Source organism: Paractinoplanes polyasparticus (assembly GCF_019710575.1).
In the GTDB taxonomy this organism is placed as follows: Bacteria; Actinomycetota; Actinomycetes; order Mycobacteriales; family Micromonosporaceae; genus Actinoplanes; species Actinoplanes polyasparticus.
In genome coordinates, this window is record NZ_JAHWFK010000020.1 from 180,543 (window position 1) to 195,054 (window position 14,512).

14 protein-coding genes are annotated in these 14,512 nt (G+C 71.2%); 8 read left to right on the forward strand and 6 right to left on the reverse strand.

Features of this window, described 5'->3' with window-relative positions; all coding sequences use genetic code 11:
• The first annotated feature begins 8 nt into the window (after positions 1–8).
• The 3 genes from KXC43_RS21140 (at position 9) to ggt (ending at position 5,634) form a co-directional block, all read left to right on the forward strand.
• Positions 9–1,820, forward strand: a complete 1,812-nt coding sequence (locus tag KXC43_RS21140) for an ABC transporter ATP-binding protein (protein WP_221377823.1) — start codon at positions 9–11, stop codon at positions 1,818–1,820.
• Positions 1,817–3,736 carry an ABC transporter ATP-binding protein gene (locus tag KXC43_RS21145; RefSeq protein WP_221377824.1) on the forward strand — a complete coding sequence of 640 codons (1,920 nt, stop codon included), beginning with the start codon at positions 1,817–1,819 and terminating at the stop codon, positions 3,734–3,736. The genes KXC43_RS21140 and KXC43_RS21145 overlap by 4 nt, the downstream gene beginning before the upstream one ends.
• Positions 3,737–3,837: 101 nt before the next feature.
• The gene (gene ggt, locus KXC43_RS21150) at positions 3,838–5,634 is read left to right on the forward strand and encodes a gamma-glutamyltransferase (RefSeq protein ID WP_221377825.1); all 1,797 of its coding nucleotides are present in this window, start codon (positions 3,838–3,840) and stop codon (positions 5,632–5,634) included.
• Between the two features lie 442 nt (positions 5,635–6,076).
• On the opposite strand, the gene KXC43_RS21155 is transcribed toward ggt, so the two are convergent.
• From KXC43_RS21155 to KXC43_RS21180, 6 genes are read right to left on the reverse strand one after another with little or no spacing between them, the layout of a single operon-like run.
• On the reverse strand, positions 6,077–6,520 hold the full coding sequence (locus tag KXC43_RS21155; RefSeq protein ID WP_221377826.1) for a GNAT family N-acetyltransferase: 444 nt from the start codon (positions 6,518–6,520) through the stop codon (positions 6,077–6,079).
• Positions 6,517–7,017, reverse strand: a complete 501-nt coding sequence (locus KXC43_RS21160) for a GrpB family protein (RefSeq protein ID WP_221377827.1) — start codon at positions 7,015–7,017, stop codon at positions 6,517–6,519. Before KXC43_RS21160 ends, KXC43_RS21155 begins: the two co-directional genes overlap by 4 nt.
• A complete protein-coding gene (locus KXC43_RS21165; protein WP_221377828.1) occupies positions 7,014–7,520 on the reverse strand; it encodes a pyridoxamine 5'-phosphate oxidase family protein in 507 nt (168 codons plus the stop codon). Before KXC43_RS21165 ends, KXC43_RS21160 begins: the two co-directional genes overlap by 4 nt.
• A complete protein-coding gene (locus KXC43_RS21170) occupies positions 7,520–8,059 on the reverse strand; it encodes a uridine kinase family protein (RefSeq protein ID WP_221377853.1) in 540 nt (179 codons plus the stop codon). Before KXC43_RS21170 ends, KXC43_RS21165 begins: the two co-directional genes overlap by 1 nt.
• 35 nt (positions 8,060–8,094) lie before the next feature.
• Positions 8,095–8,742 carry a response regulator transcription factor gene (locus KXC43_RS21175; RefSeq protein ID WP_221377829.1) on the reverse strand — a complete coding sequence of 216 codons (648 nt, stop codon included), beginning with the start codon at positions 8,740–8,742 and terminating at the stop codon, positions 8,095–8,097.
• Positions 8,739–9,812 (reverse strand): sensor histidine kinase, encoded by a 1,074-nt coding sequence (locus tag KXC43_RS21180; RefSeq protein WP_221377830.1) that lies wholly within the window; start codon positions 9,810–9,812, stop codon positions 8,739–8,741. The genes KXC43_RS21175 and KXC43_RS21180 overlap by 4 nt, the downstream gene beginning before the upstream one ends.
• 139 nt (positions 9,813–9,951) lie before the next feature.
• Between KXC43_RS21180 and KXC43_RS21185 the strand changes: the two genes are divergently transcribed.
• The 5 genes from KXC43_RS21185 (at position 9,952) to KXC43_RS21205 (ending at position 14,247) form a co-directional block, all read left to right on the forward strand.
• Positions 9,952–10,545 (forward strand): CDP-alcohol phosphatidyltransferase family protein, encoded by a 594-nt coding sequence (locus tag KXC43_RS21185; RefSeq protein WP_221377831.1) that lies wholly within the window; start codon positions 9,952–9,954, stop codon positions 10,543–10,545.
• On the forward strand, positions 10,542–11,000 hold the full coding sequence (locus KXC43_RS21190; protein WP_221377832.1) for a VTT domain-containing protein: 459 nt from the start codon (positions 10,542–10,544) through the stop codon (positions 10,998–11,000). The genes KXC43_RS21185 and KXC43_RS21190 overlap by 4 nt, the downstream gene beginning before the upstream one ends.
• Positions 11,001–11,311: 311 nt before the next feature.
• Positions 11,312–11,917 (forward strand): hypothetical protein, encoded by a 606-nt coding sequence (locus tag KXC43_RS21195; protein ID WP_221377854.1) that lies wholly within the window; start codon positions 11,312–11,314, stop codon positions 11,915–11,917.
• 573 nt (positions 11,918–12,490) lie between these two features.
• Positions 12,491–12,847: an HAD family hydrolase gene (locus KXC43_RS21200; protein WP_308129179.1), complete on the forward strand. Its 357-nt coding sequence runs from the start codon at positions 12,491–12,493 to the stop codon at positions 12,845–12,847.
• A 587-nt stretch (positions 12,848–13,434) separates the two neighbouring features.
• A complete protein-coding gene (locus KXC43_RS21205) occupies positions 13,435–14,247 on the forward strand; it encodes a GNAT family N-acetyltransferase (RefSeq protein WP_221377834.1) in 813 nt (270 codons plus the stop codon).
• Positions 14,248–14,512 lie beyond the last annotated feature (265 nt).

Genomic DNA, 14,512 nt, shown 5'->3' on the forward strand with positions numbered 1-14,512 from the left:
AGGCGCCGTTGAGCCGCCGCGCACCCCGGGCGTCCATCGATCCGGACGTCGGCAAGAGCTGGTTGCGCCGCGCGCTACCCCTCGTCAAGGCTCATCGGGCGCTGTTGATCACGTCGCTCGTGCTCTCGTTCGCCGGCCTGATCGTGCAGGTGCAGATCCCCAACCTGGTCCGCATCGGCATCGACCGGGCCATCGTCGACCGGACGGCTCAGCTCGGCACGTACGTCTGGTGGATCGTCGGCTTCGCCCTGCTGCAAGGCCTGATCAACTTCGCGGCCCGGCTCTACCTGCTGCGCACCGCCTACGAGCTCGAGTACGACCTCCGCAACATCGTCTACACCCACCTCGTCCGCATGCCGTTCGGCTTCTACGACCGGGTGCAGACCGGCGAGCTGATGTCGCGCTCCGGCTCCGACATCCGCGCCGTGCAGATGTACCTGTCGTTCGGCCCGTCGATCCTGGTCCAGTGCCTGATCGCGGTGGTCGCCTTCGGACTGATGCTCTCGATCAACGTGCCGTTGGCGATCGTCGCCATGGCCACCATGCCGGTCATCGGGATCCTCGGCGTGACGATGCGCAAGGCGATCTTCCCGGTGTCCTGGATGATCCAGGCCCGCCTGGCCCAGCTGGCCACCGTCGTCGACGAGAACATCCAGGGCGTACGCATCGTGAAGGCGTTCGCCGCGGAGGGCCGGCAGCTGCGCGCGCTGGCCGAGAGCGCCGACCGCGTCCGCTGGGCCTACCGCCAGGACGCGCGCATCCGCAGCCGCTGGAATCCGTTGCTCGACAACCTGCCCCGGCTCGGGCTGGCGCTGGTGCTGCTGGTCGGCGGCTACATGGTGATCGACGGCAGCACCACGGTCGGCACGATCGTCGCCTTCAACTCGTACGTCCTGATGCTCCAGCCGCCGTTCCGGATGCTCGGCATGATGATCATGATGGGGCAGCGGGCGTCGGCGTCGGCCCGCCGCATCTACGAGATCCTCGATACGCCGAGCGAGGTCGTGGACGGGCCCGATCCGCTCGTCGTGCCGTTGCGCGGTGACCTCGCGTTCGAGAACGTCAGTTTCGCCTACCCGAACGGCACCCCGGCCCTCGACCGCTTGAATCTGCGCGTACGCCCGGGGGAGACGGTCGCCGTGGTCGGCGGCACCGGGTCGGGCAAGTCGACGCTCGGCCGGCTGGCGGCTCGGTTCTACGACGTCACCGAGGGGCGGGTGACGATCGACGGGCACGACGTGCGCTCGCTGTCGCTGGCGTCCCTGCGCGAACAGGTGGGCATCGTGCCCGACGAGCCGTTCCTGTTCTCGCTGTCCCTGCACGACAACATCGCGTACGGGAAACCGCACGCCACCCGCGACGAGGTCATCGCGGCGGCGGTGGCGGCCGGCGCCGACGAGTTCATCCGGGACCTGCCCGACGGCTACGACACGGTCGTGGGGGAGCGCGGCTACACGCTCAGCGGCGGGCAGCGGCAGCGGGTCGCTATCGCCCGGGCGCTGCTGGTCAACCCGCCCGTGCTGGTGCTCGACGACGCCACCAGCGCCATCGACGTCACCGTGGAGCAACGCATCCACGCCTCGCTGCGCGATCAGATGCGCGGACGCACGACGCTCATCGTCGCCCACCGACTCTCGACCATCGGCCTGGCCGACCGGGTCGTGCTGATGGAAGCGGGCCGTGTGATCGCCGACGGCACCCACGCCTCGCTACTCGAATCGGAGCCGCGGTATGCGCAGGTGCTGGCGGCAACGATCTCCTCCGACTCCCCACCCCATTCCTCCGCGCGCGCGGCTGATGCGGGGGTGGCCGCGAAATGAGCATGTTCGGAGGCGGCTTCGGGGGCTTCAACGTCGGTGGCCGGCCGACCATGGGCGCGGCCGGGCGCAAGGGCAACGGACTGCCCTTCGCCGGCATTCCGGAGGACCTGCAGGCGGGTGTGGCGAAGCTCGAATCGCGCGAGCCCTCCCATGGCGACCCGGGTGTGGCGTTCGACCCGGTGGGCGACTCGGGGGGCAGGATCTCACTGAGCCGCCTGTTGATCGGGCGGCCCGGCCTGCTGCTCGCGGCGTCGATCGCGATCCTGGTCGAGACCCTGCTGCTGCAGGCCGGGCCCTACCTCGTACAGGTGGGAATCGACCACGGCGTAGCCGCCGGAAACCTGCGCGTGCTGATCGTCGCCACCCTCTGCTTCGTAGCCGCGGTGCTGCTCACCGGCCTGGCCACCGCCATCCGCATGCGCAAGAGCGGCCTGCTCGCCGCGGCCGCCACCCGCGACCTGCGCGTCCGCATCTTCGCCCACCTGCAGCGGATGTCGCTCGACTACTACACCCGCGAGAAGGCCGGCGTCACCATGACCCGGATGACCTCCGACGTGGAGTCGTTGCAGAGTTTGCTCCAGGACGGCTTCGCGCAGTTCCTCATCCAGGGCCTGACCATGGTCGTCGTCACCGGGCTGCTGTTCCACTACAACCCCACGCTGGCCCTGATCACGCTGGTGCTGGTCGTGCCGCCGCTGACCGTCGCCTCACTGTGGTTCCGGCACGCGGCCGACCGCGGGTACAACCGCCAGCGCGACGCGATCGCCGCCATGTTCGCCGACCTCGCCGAGAGCCTCAACGGCGTACGAGTGGTGACGGCCCACAACCGGCAGGACCGCAACGTCGTCGCCCACCGCGAGGTCGTCGGCGGTTACCGCGACGCCAACGACTTCACCGGCCGGATCAACGCCGTCTACGGTCCCGGCACGTCGGTGATCGGCCTGATCGCGATGGCCGTGCTGCTGCTGATCGGCGGCCGGATGGTGCTGCGGGGCACGCTCACGATCGGCGAGCTGACCGCTTTCGTCCTCTACATCAACTCTTTCTTCCAGCCGGTGCAGCAACTCGTCCAGCTCTACACGCAGTACCAACAGGGCAAGGCGGCCATCGGCAAGATCCGCGGCTTGCTGGCTCTCACTCCCGCTGTCGCTGAGAAACCGGGGGCGGCTGCGCTTCCCCCGGTCCGCGGCGAGATCGTCTTCGACGACGTCACCTTCGGCTACCTACCCGACCGGCCCGTGCTCGAAGGCGTGGCCCTGCATATCGCGCCCGGCGAGACAGTCGCCTGCGTGGGCCCGACCGGCGCCGGCAAGTCGACGCTGGCCAAGCTGGTGACCCGCTTCTACGACCCGTCGGCCGGCCGCATCCTGATCGACGGTCACGACCTGCGCGACGTCACCCTGTCGTCGCTGCGCACCCAGATCGGCGTCGTCCCGCAGGAGCCGTTCCTGTTCGCCGGCTCGCTGCGCGACAACATCGCGTTCGCCCGTCCCGCCGCCACCGACGACGAGATCTGGGCGGCCGTCGACGCGGTCGGACTGCGCGAGCTGGTCGAACGCTCACCCGAGGGCCTGGACACCCCGCTGCACGAACGCGGTCAGTCCGTGTCGTCCGGCGAGCGGCAGCTGCTCGCGCTGGCCCGCGCCTTCCTGGCCGAGCCGCGGGTGGTTGTGCTCGACGAGGCGACCTCGAGCCTGGATCTGCGCTCCGAGCTGCGGGTCGAGGCCGCCCTGGACGCCCTGCTCGATGGCCGTACGGCAATCCTGGTCGCCCATCGCCTGTCGACGGCGATGCGAGCCGACCGCATCATCGTGGTCGACGACCACCGCATCGTCGAGACCGGCTCGCACGCCGAACTGGTCGCCGCCGGCGGCCGGTACGCGGACATGTTCGCCACCTGGGCGGCGCATTCCTGACGTCATCGTGGTGCTGCTTTCGTGGCTCGAGCAGCGCAACACCGGCGGATCTGGTAGGCAGAGATAGACGGAACGCTCTGCGCTACATCTTCGGAGGATCAATGCGGATTCGCCCGGTCCTAGGCGTGTTAACTCTTTCCGGGGCGCTGCTCGTCGCGCCCTCACCGGCCTTCGCCGGCGGTGGTTCCGCTCCGGCTCTCGGCCCGACGGCGACGGGGTACGGCGGCGCGGTGTCCACGGTCGACCCGACCGCCACCGCCGTCGGCATCGACGTGCTGCGCCGCGGCGGCAACGCGGTCGACGCGGCGGTCGCGGCGGCGGCCACCCTCGGCGTCACCGAGCCGTTCTCGGCCGGCATCGGCGGCGGCGGCTTCTTCGTCTACTACGACGCCCGCAAGCGCAGCGTCCAGACCATCGACGGCCGCGAGTCCGGCCCCGCCACGATGAAGGAGACCCACTTCATCGACCCGGCCGACGGCCTCCCGTACGACTTCGCCGAGGCCCGCGTCTCCGGCCTCTCGGTGGGCACACCCGGCACCCTCGCCACCTGGGAATCCGCCACCAAGAAATGGGGCACCAGGTCGCTGGCCAGCCTGCTCCAGCCGGCGGCCAAGGTCGCCGACCGCGGCTTCCCGGTCGACGCCACGTTCCGCCAGCAGATCGCCGACAACGCGGCCCCCTTCGGCCAGTTCGACTCCACCAAGGCGCTGTACCTGCCCGGCGGTCAGCCGCCGGCGGTCGGCTCGATCCAGCGCAACCCCGACCTGGCCGACACCTACCGCCTGATCGCCCGCCAGGGCACCGACGTCCTCTACCGGGGCGCGGTCGCGCGGGACATCGTGCGCACGGTGCAGAACCCGCCGGTCTCGTCCACGCCGGTCGGGGCCTGGGCCTACCCCATCCGCCCCGGCACACTGACCCTGTCCGACCTGGCCCGCTACGACCTGCGCCACCCCGCACCGACCCGGTCGACGTTCCGTGACCTCACCGTCTACGGCATGAACACCCCGTCCAGCGGCGGCATCGCCGTGAGCGAGGCCCTCAACATCCTCGAGACCGCCGGTCTGTCCAAGTCGGACGTCACCAAGGCGCTGCACTACTACCTCGAGGCGACGGCGCTGTCGTTCGCCGACCGCAACCGCTACGTCGGCGCGTACACCCCGCAGCCGGTCGTCAAGAAGCTCATCTCGGACGAATGGGCGAAGCAGCGCGCCTGTCAGATCAACCCGGCGAAGGCGCTCACCAAGCCCGTCCCGCCCGGCAACCTGAACGACTCGGCCTGCACCCCGGCGAAGGTGGGTGGCCCCACCGAGCAGGGCCAGAGCACAACGAACCTGACCGTGGCCGACCGCTGGGGCAACATCGTCGAGTACACGTTCACGATCGAGCAGACCGGCGGCAACGCCATGGTCGTCCCCGGCCGCGGCTTCCTGCTCAACAACGAGCTCACCGACTTCAACTTCACCAACACCCAGGCCCCCGCGGCCGACCCCAACCTGCCCGGCCCCAACAAGCGCCCGCGCAGCTCGATGTCCCCCACCATCGTCCTCAAGGACGGCAAGCCGTTCCTCGCCCTGGGCTCTCCCGGCGGCGCCACCATCATCACCACGGTCCTGCAGATCCTGCTCAACCGCGTGGTCCTGGGCCAGTCCCTGCCGCAGGCCATGGCCGCTCCCCGCGCCTCCCAGCGCAACACCGCGGGAATCCAGGCCGAGCCGGCCTTCCGTACGACCTACGGCCCGTCCCTGACCGCGCTGGGCCACACCTTCGCAGCCGACGTCCCCGAACTGGGCGCCGCCACAGCCATCGAGTTCACCCGAAACGGCGGCTTCATAGCCTCAGCCGAACCGGCCCGCCGAGGCTCCGGCGCCGCCGCAGTCGTCCATCCAGCCCGCTGATCAACCGCTGACATCGAGGGCCCGGCCACCCGGCCGGGCCCTCGCCTTTCCCGCCATAATGCCGCGATGGATCTGTTCCTCGGCGCCCTGGCCGGCTGGCTCGATGCCCTGACCGACCGGCCCTGGCGAGCCCTTCTGATCCCGACGGCAGGCAACCCCATGCCGCAGACACCCTGGGTCGACGTCGCCGAGACGGCAATGACGGCCGAAGGACTCGCGGTGCGTCGCCTCGACCTGGAGCCGGCGACGCCCGACGAGGTGGCGGCCGCCCTTCTATCCCCTGTCCCACGCCAACCGCGGGCGCGCGGAGCTCTACTCGCGGATCATCGCCGCGGAAGGCGACCGGTACGACTTCGTCCCGATCCGCGACGACCAGGCGGTAATCGTCCGCGGCGGCGTCCGGAAGCTCAGATCCAGCTGAGGCGCCCGATTGTGCCGGGCATCAGCCGTACTTGTAGTAGCGCAGCCGGACGGGGCGGCCGTCCGGCCCCGACCAGTCGGCGTCCGAGACGTGTGTGAAGTGCCAGCCGGTGGCCTCGTAGAACGCCACCGCGGCCGAGCGTTGTTCGTCGACGACGTTCAGCGTGAGGCCGCTGCCGCGTTCGGCCGCCCAGGACTTCGCCTGATCGACGAGGGAACGGCCGACCGAGGCGCCGCGGTGCTCGCCGGGAACGACGAAGAGGCGGCAGAGCTCATTTTCCCGTACGGCGACATGGCCGGCGATCGTGCCGTCAGCCGCCTCGGCGACCCAGGCGGCGTCGGCCGGGGCCAGCCAGGCTCGCGGGTCGCGGGGCCAGTTCAGCGGGTACGCGTCGGCCTCGTGCACAAGCCGCAGGGCCTCGACACAGCGGTCGAGGTCGTCGTCGCGCCGCGGGCGGACGATCACGACAGCCGGTCGATGAACGGGGCCTTGCCCGCCCGGTAGCGCGGGCGGTCCCGGTCGTCGTCCGCGGCCAGCGCCTGCTTGAGGCGGGCGTACTCGGCGGCGTCCCCGGGATGCGTACGAAGGTGGTCGCGGAAGGCCAGGAGACGCGGCCAGTGGTTCGAGGCGTTCTCGTAGATGTGCAGGTGGTGGGTGCGCCAGGCAGCGTCCGGAAAGCAGAACGACCACTTGCGGGCGTCGGCGTCGCCGGGCTCGGGGGCGTGCACCCAGCCGATGGCGTTCATGGTCTGTTTGATGCCGTCCGCGTCGTAGGAGTCGATGCGGGCCAGCATGTCGATGATCGGCTTGGCGGCCAGACCGGGCACGGCCGTGCTGCCGATGTGCTCGACCGGGCCGGTCAGCCAGGGGAGCAGGGCCGGCTCGATCCGGGCGCGCTGCTGCTCGAAGGCGTCGGGCCAGCTCACGTCGTACGGAAGTATTTTGATGGGATCCTGTCTCATGGGCGCCGCCAGAACTGGCGGGCGGCGAAGCCCTCGCGGCGCAGCCAGTGTTCGGTGTAGACGATGCGGTCGGGCTCGATGACCACAAGGGTGTCGCGCGGCGGTTCCGTGATCGGGCGGCCCTGCTCGGCGTGCTCGTTCTCCCAGCGGAACGCCGCCCAGTAGCGCGCCCGATCGGGATCGTCGCCGGACAGCACGCGGGCCCGCCCGAAGAGTTGCGCGCCGCGGCTGCTGGCCAGGCCGGCCAGCGGCGCGAAGACGCCCACCGAGACGCGCGGGTCGGCCGCGATGTTGCGAATCTTGGGCGAGCGGGGCGAGGCGGTGAACATGACCGCGAAGCCGAGCGGGTAGTAGCGCACCGGCGTGGCCAGCGGCCCGTCGTCGCCGGTGGTGGCCAGCACGCACATGTTCTGCGACGACAGCAGGTTGAGGATGCGCTCGTCGAGTCGTTCCCGGGGCAGGCGCCCGGCCGGCATGGGCTCCGCGAGCCAGGGATTCGTCATCAGCCGTGGCCGGTGGTGTCGACGATCAGATCGGCGCGTTCGCGGGTGCCGTCGGCGGCGAAGAACGCCTCCTCCTCGACCATCCACTTGCGCCAGAGCTGTTCCTTGTCGTCGAAATCGGTGTCCCGGCGCATGCCCCGGGCCAGGCGCATCGGCGCGGGCGCTTCGACCCAGATCGCGTACGCGAGACGTCCCACCGTCTCGCGCCGGGTGCAGGTCACGCCCTCGAAGATCACGGTGGGCGCCCACGGCTGGGTCTTCCACCCACCGAGCCGGTCGCCGTGCCAGTCCGTCCAGTCCCGGGCCTGAAAGACGGCGTCCTCGCCGCGGAGCAGCGGCGTCAGCACCTGAGCGTCGAAGCGCGGCCACCACCCGGCGAAGTCGCCCCACGAGACGAAGTCGTCGATCTCGATGATCGGCGCCCCCAGCGCCGCGGCGAGCTCGCCCGCGAGGTGGCTCTTGCCCGAGCCGCTGGGTCCGTCGACCCCGACGATGCGGATGCCGTTGACCGGCTCGCGGGCGGCGATTCGCTGCACCATGTCGACAGCCACGGACGCAGCCTAACGAAGCGGCGTCATCGCGGCAGGCCGGCCTGGATGGCCAGGATGGCGGCTCGTACGCGATCGCGGCTGCCGGTCTTGGCGAGCACATTGGCCACGTGGGTCTTGACCGTGCTCATGGAGAGGTGGAGTTGCCGGGCGATCTCGTCGTTGTTGAGCCCCGAACCGATCAGCGTGAGCACGTCCGTCTCCCGGGCGGTCAGCCGGAAGGACGTGAGCTCGACGCTGGTCGCCGGGCCGGTCGAGCGAACCCGGTCGAGCACCGCCCCGGTCACCTCCGCCGACAGGATCGCCTCGCCGGCCGACACGGCTCGCACCGCGGCGATCAGCTCGCGGGCGCTGCTCCGTTTGAGCAGGAACCCGCGCGCTCCGGAGGCGATGGCGTCCAGGACGTACGCGTCGTCGTCGAAGGTGGTGACGATGATGACGGCCGGAGCGTGCGGGATCCCGGCCAGTTCGCGGGTGGCTTGCAGGCCGTCCAGGACCGGCATGCGGATGTCGACCAGGGCGAGATCGATGCGCGGGTCCCGGCGTACGGCGTCGAGGAGCTGCCTGCCGTCGGCGACCTCGGCCACGACCTCGATGTCCGGCTGCGAGCGCAGGATCAGGCTGAAGCCGTCGCGCACCAGCTCCTGGTCGTCGGCGATCGCGACCCGGATCACGGTCGCGCCACCGGCAGGCAGACCTCCAGCAGCGTGCCGCCACCGGGCCGCGGGTGCAGTCCCCAGCTGCCGCCGAGCGAGCTCACCCGCTCCGCGATGCCGAGCAGACCCGAGCCGCGTACGGGCGCCCGGGGCGGCCCGATGCCGTCGTCGCTGACCCGCAGGCGGGCGCCGGCGCCGACGCGCACCAGCTCGACCCAGGCGGCAGTGGCTCCGGCGTGCCGGGCGACGTTCGTGAGGGCCTCCTGGGTGATGCGGTACGCGGCCAGCGCGCCGGCCTCGTCCAGACCCGGCTCGGCGTCCAGCCGGACGTTCACCGCCACGCCCGACTGGCGCAGCGGCTGAGCGAGCAGCTCGTCGATGTCGGACAGGCGTGGCGGTTGGCTCACCGAGATCTCGGCGCCCGGGTCGCGCAGGTGCACGACGAGCGTGTCGAGGTCGCGCAGGGCGGTGCGGCCGCTGTCGGCGATCCTCCGGAGCGCGGCGGCCGGGTCGGGACCGAGCTGGCCGGCCTCTGCCTGGACGACCATCGCGGTGACGTGGTGGCCGACCACGTCGTGCAGCTCGCGGGCCAGGTTGGTGCGCTGTTCGAGCCAGGCCGTGTGACCCCGCAGCGCGGCCGCCTCCCGGGTGACGGCGGAGGCCCGGGCCCACGATCGCAACAGCGCCGCCAGGAGGTAGCCGACCCCGACGAGGAGGAACAGCTGCTCGTACGGTCCTCGCTGTTGCACCAGAGCGAGAGCGAAGGAGCCGGCGGCGCCGGCCAAACCTCCGGCCCACCCCAGCCAGGGCCGCCGGGCCGGATCCGAGCCGGTCGAGAGAAAGACGAGGGCCGCTGCCGCCAGGCCCAGCTGAGCCGACTCGACGGTGCTCACCGAGGCCACGAAGGCAGCGCAGGCCGCGAAGATGAGCGCCCGGTAGCGGCGGAGCACGGCCACGGCCGCGGCGCCGGCGGGAAACACGAACCACAACCAACCCGTCGGCACGGACACGCCCCCATCGACGGTCACGATGACGACGACGACTATCAGGGCGGCCGCTCCGTCGGCGACCCTTCTTACGCGCTCCACTCGTTCAGTCTCGGTGATCGGCGCGCTCACCGGCAGGGCCCTGGGTACTGGACGACCCGGCACCGCCGTACCGGATACGCGCGCCGACCGGTACGGCGGCCCGTTCCGCCGGGCGCCCCCGTAATACGACCGTGCAGGAATGACTCTCGTCGACTCCCGCACCACCCTCCGGCTCGGCCCGTTCCTGACCGTGGCCAACGGCGTCACCGTCGTCCGTACGCTGGCCGCCGTCACGCTCGGTGTCGCCGCTGCGGTCTCCGGCTCCATGCTCCTGCTCGTCGTGGCGTACGGCGTCTATTGGCTGGGCGACATGCTCGACGGCCTGGCCGCCCGCCTGCTCGACCAGGAAACCCGGGCCGGCGCTGTCCTCGACATCGTGAGCGACCGCGCGTGTACGGCCGTGCTGTGCGTGGGCCTGGTCGCGCTCATGCCCGAGGTCGCTGTCGTGGCCCTGGTCTTCCTGCCTTCGTTCATGGTGCTGGACACCATGCTTTCGCTGGCCTTCCTGTGCTGGCCCGTGATCAGTCCCAACCACTTCCACCGGGTCGACCGGCGCGTGTGGGCCCTGAACTGGTCGATGCCGGCCAAGGCGGCCAACACCGCCGGGGTCATCGGCGCCGTCGCCATCGGGCAGTACCAGGTGGCGCTGGTCGTCGCGCTCGCCGTCCTCGGGGTCAAGCTGTGGTCCGCCGTAGCGGTGGCCCGGCTGCTCGACCGGGACGGCCGGGCGTGACCGGCCTCGTCGAGTCGCTGACGACGCTCGGGTACGGGTTCGCCTCCGCGCTCGTGCCGGTCGTCAACGCCGAGGCGTACGCCGTGCTGGCCGGGCACCGCACCGGCCACGCCGTAATCGTGATCGTCCTGCTGGCGTTCGGGCAGACCGCCGGCAAGGTGGTCCTGTTCGAAGCCGCGCGGCACGGAACGGGCCGGTTGACCCATCGGCTGAAGCGACCTCGCGCGCAGGCCCGGGCCGCCCGCTGGGCCGAGCCGGTGCGGCGCTGGCTCTCCCGCCGCCGCACCGGCCTGCCGACCGTGTTCGTCTCGGCCGCGGTCGGGCTCCCACCGCTGGCCTTGGTCAGCCTGGCTGCCGGCGCCGCGGACCTTCGCGCCTCGGAATTCGCCCTCACCTGCCTCGCCGGACGTCTGCTCCGATTCGCCGCCCTCGTCCTGCCGGCCGCCCTCCTCTGACCCCCGTGGCCGGGCTCCTCTGACCCCCGTGGCCGGGCTCCTCTGACCCCCGTGGCCGGGCTCCTCTGACCCCCGTGGCCGGGCCCCGAAACCGCGCGCGAGGACGTCGCAGCTGCGAGCCTCCGGCGGCTTGGGAATGTCGTACCCGTCGATTAGAATGTATGTACGAAAAGGGCCTGTGAGCTGCTGATCTTCGGCGTGTCCGGTGCGTCGAATGTCAGATTTGGGCCAGTTAGGAGATCGACGTGACCGCGCCCGTTCGGACTGTCCCCTCGACCAATCCCGTGCCCGTCATCCCGCCCTACGCGACCATGCTCGGCTTCACCCGGTACGTGACCCGCACCGGCCCGGCGAAGGCCACGTTCGTCGGCGGGTTGCGCAAGGCCCGCGAGCGCCGGTCCGGTTTCAACCCGCACGGCCAGCTCGTCAAGGCGCTCAAGGCCGACATCGCCTTCCGCACCGGCGGCAGCTACCTGTCCGGCGTGGTCGACCTCGTCAAGGAACGGTGGAAGCCGCTCTACGAGTCGGTCAGCGCCGGCGCCAAGACCTACCTCGATTCCCTCGGCGACCCCGAGCAGGTCGGCCTGGCCCAGACCCGCGACGCCCTCGCCTCGGTCGGCCCGCTGGTGGTCAAGATCAACCCCCACTTCGGGCTCCGCTACGAGGACGGCCGCCGCGAGGCCGTACGCCTGCACTTCGACGAGCTGCCGCCCACCCCCGAGGCCACCACCGCGATGCTCCACCTGATGGCCCGCCACATGGACCAGATCCTGCCCAACGCCGAGCCGGTCCTGGTCGACCTGCGCCGCGGCGAGGTCCACCGCCTAGACCCGTCCGCCAAGCCCGCCGACATCGAAACCTGGCTGGCCGGCGAGGCCGCCGCCTTCACCGCCATGTGGAGCACAACAGCCGCCTGACCCTTCGATCCGCGACCGCCCCGGCCTCGACCGCCCATGCCCGCGCCGGGGCGGTCGCCCCTGCGCGGGCGGTCGCCCCTGCTCGCGCCGGGGTGGTCGCTCCTGTCCGGGCGGTCGTCCCTGCTCGCGCCGGGGTGGTCGCTCCTGCGTGCCCCGGCTTGGACGGGCATGTCCGGGTCCCTGCGGTTGTCGCGCAGTAGCCGTGGGGGGCGTGGCCACGGGGCGTCGTGGTCGATGATGACCACGTGCTTGATCGGGTGGTGCTCTGGGACTTCGAGGGCACCTTGGCGTTCCGGCCGGGCATGTGGAGTGGCTGTCTGATCGAGTGCCTGGCCGAGGCGTCCGGGCAGCCGGCCGAGCTGACGGTGATGGATCTTCGTCCCCACCTGCGAGCCGGGTTTCCCTGGCACGACCATCAGCGGAGTCACCACCACCTCGCGGATCCCGATGACTGGTGGGCTTCGCTGCAAGCTGTACTGGGGGATGCGCTGACTGCTGCCGGCGTGAGCGCGGAAACGGCAGGAGCTGCCGCCGGTCTGGTGCGGCACCGATTCTCCGACCCCGCAGAAGTGGGTGGTCTTTCCCGAGGCGGCTTCCTGCGTGGGGCGGCTCCGACGAGCGGGTTGCCGCAACGTGATCGTCAGCAATCACGTGCCCGAGCTCGAACAGCTGCTGCACGACCTCGGGTTGGCGGACGCCGTTGATGCCGTCTTCAGCTCCGCCGTCGTGAGCTGGGAAAAACCGCACCCGCGGTTCTTCCTGCACGTTCTCGACCAGCTCGGCCGACCGCCGCACGTGTGGATGGTGGGTGACAACCCCGTCGCTGACGTCGCCGGAGCGCGCGCGGTCGGCATGCCCGCTCTGCTCGTCGCCCCCGGCACCACGCACGGCCCGCAATTGAGCGACGCGGTCGACACGATCCTGCGTTGACAGGACGATTTCGTGCCGTGCCGTGCCGTGCCGTGCCGTGCGCGGGCGTGCCGTGCGCAGCCGTGCCGTGCCGAGCCGTGCCGTGCCGTGCCGAGCCGAGCCGAGCGCAGCCGTGTCGTGCCGTGCCGTGCCCGTGCGCAGCCGTGTCGTGCCGTGCCGTGCGCAGCCGTGTCGTGCCGTGCCCGTGCGCAGCCGTGCCGTGCCGAGCGCAGCCGTGCCGAGCCGAGCCGAGCCGAGCGAGCGGGGCCGTGCAGTGCCAAGCCGTGCCGAGCGAGCGGAGCCGTGCCGTGCCGTGCCTTGCTTGGCTTGGTCGAGCACCTGCAAGGCGAATCTGAGTGAGCGGGGTGGCGATATTCGCTTGACGGTCGGTTCGGCACGGTGGCAGCCTGCGATGGTTCCACGCAGCTCGCGTGTGTGCTTTGCATGAGGGAATGACGCCTGTGATCTCGGTGCGCCCAGCGGCCGCCTGAGGGATTCGCGACGCCGCCGGTCCGGCCGGCGCGCGCTGATTCGACTGCCCGTTCAGCGGCCCGACGTGTCTTCGTCCGCGAACGTCTTCTCATCATGCTCAGAGGTTCACCTTGCTCATGGATTCTCGTATCCAACTGTCCGTCGTCGCCAACCTCTCGAGGCGGCCGGCCGCTCTCGAAACCGGGCCGTTCGTTCTCGGTCTGGATCCCGGCACCGGCAGCCCGCACATCAACTACGCCACCCCGCAGCCCGGCGTCGCCATCACCAAGACGGACGTCGCCGACCTGGTGACGGCTTTCCGTGACGCCGGTCGGAAACCCCGCCTGGAGTACGTCACCAGCTGCGCCCCCGGCCTCGAAGCGCTGCTGATCGAGGCGGGCTTCGAGGTGGAGGAGCGGCACGACTACCTCGTCTGCTCCACCGCATCGTTCGAGCCGGCACCGGTCCCCGACGGCTTCCACCTGATCGAACCAGCCACCGACCGACAGCGCGTCGCGCTGGTCACCGTGCAGAACGAGGCCTTCGGCGGCGAGCCGACCGCCACCACAGCCGACGCCGACCGCGTCGCCCGCCAACAGGCCGCGGGCGGCATCGCGATCATGGCCGTCGACCGCGACCGCGACCGCGACCGCGACCGCGACCGCGACCGCGACCGCGACCGCGACCGCGACCGCGACCGCGCCTGCGTCGGCGGCGGCCAGGCGGTTCCGCCGAACGACGGGGTGAGCGAGATCGGCGGCATCGCCGTCCGTCCTGCCTACCGGCGTCGTGGCCTGGCCGCGGCGATCACCGCGGCCGTAACCAGCCGCCTGTTCGACGCGGGTGCCGACGTCGCCTGGCTGGAAGCCTCGGGCCAGGACTCGTGGCGGGTTTATGAACGGGTCGGCTTCCGCCCGACCGGCAAGCGGCTCTACATCTCGCTGGACTGACCACCGGTCAGGGCTTGGGCGAGGGCCATGACCATCGCCCAGGCCCCGGTGTCCGTCCGAGTGGTTCGTGCGAGCGGCCCGTCTGTGCGGGTGCGGCGGAGCAGCGTGCTTGAGCGGCCCATCCATGCAGCGCGGTGGAGTGGTCCATGCGAGCGGGCATCCGTGCAGTGCAGCGGAGCGGCCTGCCTGAGCGGCCTGCCTGAGCGGCCTGCCTGAGCGGCCTGCCTGAGCGGCCTGCCTGAGCGGCCTGCCTGAGCGGCCTGCC

Excerpts from the sequence above, each read along its gene's own strand:
- KXC43_RS21145 (WP_221377824.1), top strand. The coding sequence starts at position 1,817 with ATGAGCATGTTCGGAGGCGGCTTCGGGGGCTTCAACGTCGGTGGCCGG.
- ggt (WP_221377825.1), top strand. The coding sequence starts at position 3,838 with ATGCGGATTCGCCCGGTCCTAGGCGTGTTAACTCTTTCCGGGGCGCTG.
- KXC43_RS21160 (WP_221377827.1), bottom strand. The coding sequence starts at position 7,017 with ATGAGACAGGATCCCATCAAAATACTTCCGTACGACGTGAGCTGGCCC.
- KXC43_RS21165 (WP_221377828.1), bottom strand. The coding sequence starts at position 7,520 with ATGACGAATCCCTGGCTCGCGGAGCCCATGCCGGCCGGGCGCCTGCCC.
- KXC43_RS21170 (WP_221377853.1), bottom strand. The coding sequence starts at position 8,059 with ATGGTGCAGCGAATCGCCGCCCGCGAGCCGGTCAACGGCATCCGCATC.
- KXC43_RS21185 (WP_221377831.1), top strand. The coding sequence starts at position 9,952 with ATGACTCTCGTCGACTCCCGCACCACCCTCCGGCTCGGCCCGTTCCTG.
- KXC43_RS21195 (WP_221377854.1), top strand. The coding sequence starts at position 11,312 with ATGCTCGGCTTCACCCGGTACGTGACCCGCACCGGCCCGGCGAAGGCC.
- KXC43_RS21205 (WP_221377834.1), top strand. The coding sequence starts at position 13,435 with ATGGATTCTCGTATCCAACTGTCCGTCGTCGCCAACCTCTCGAGGCGG.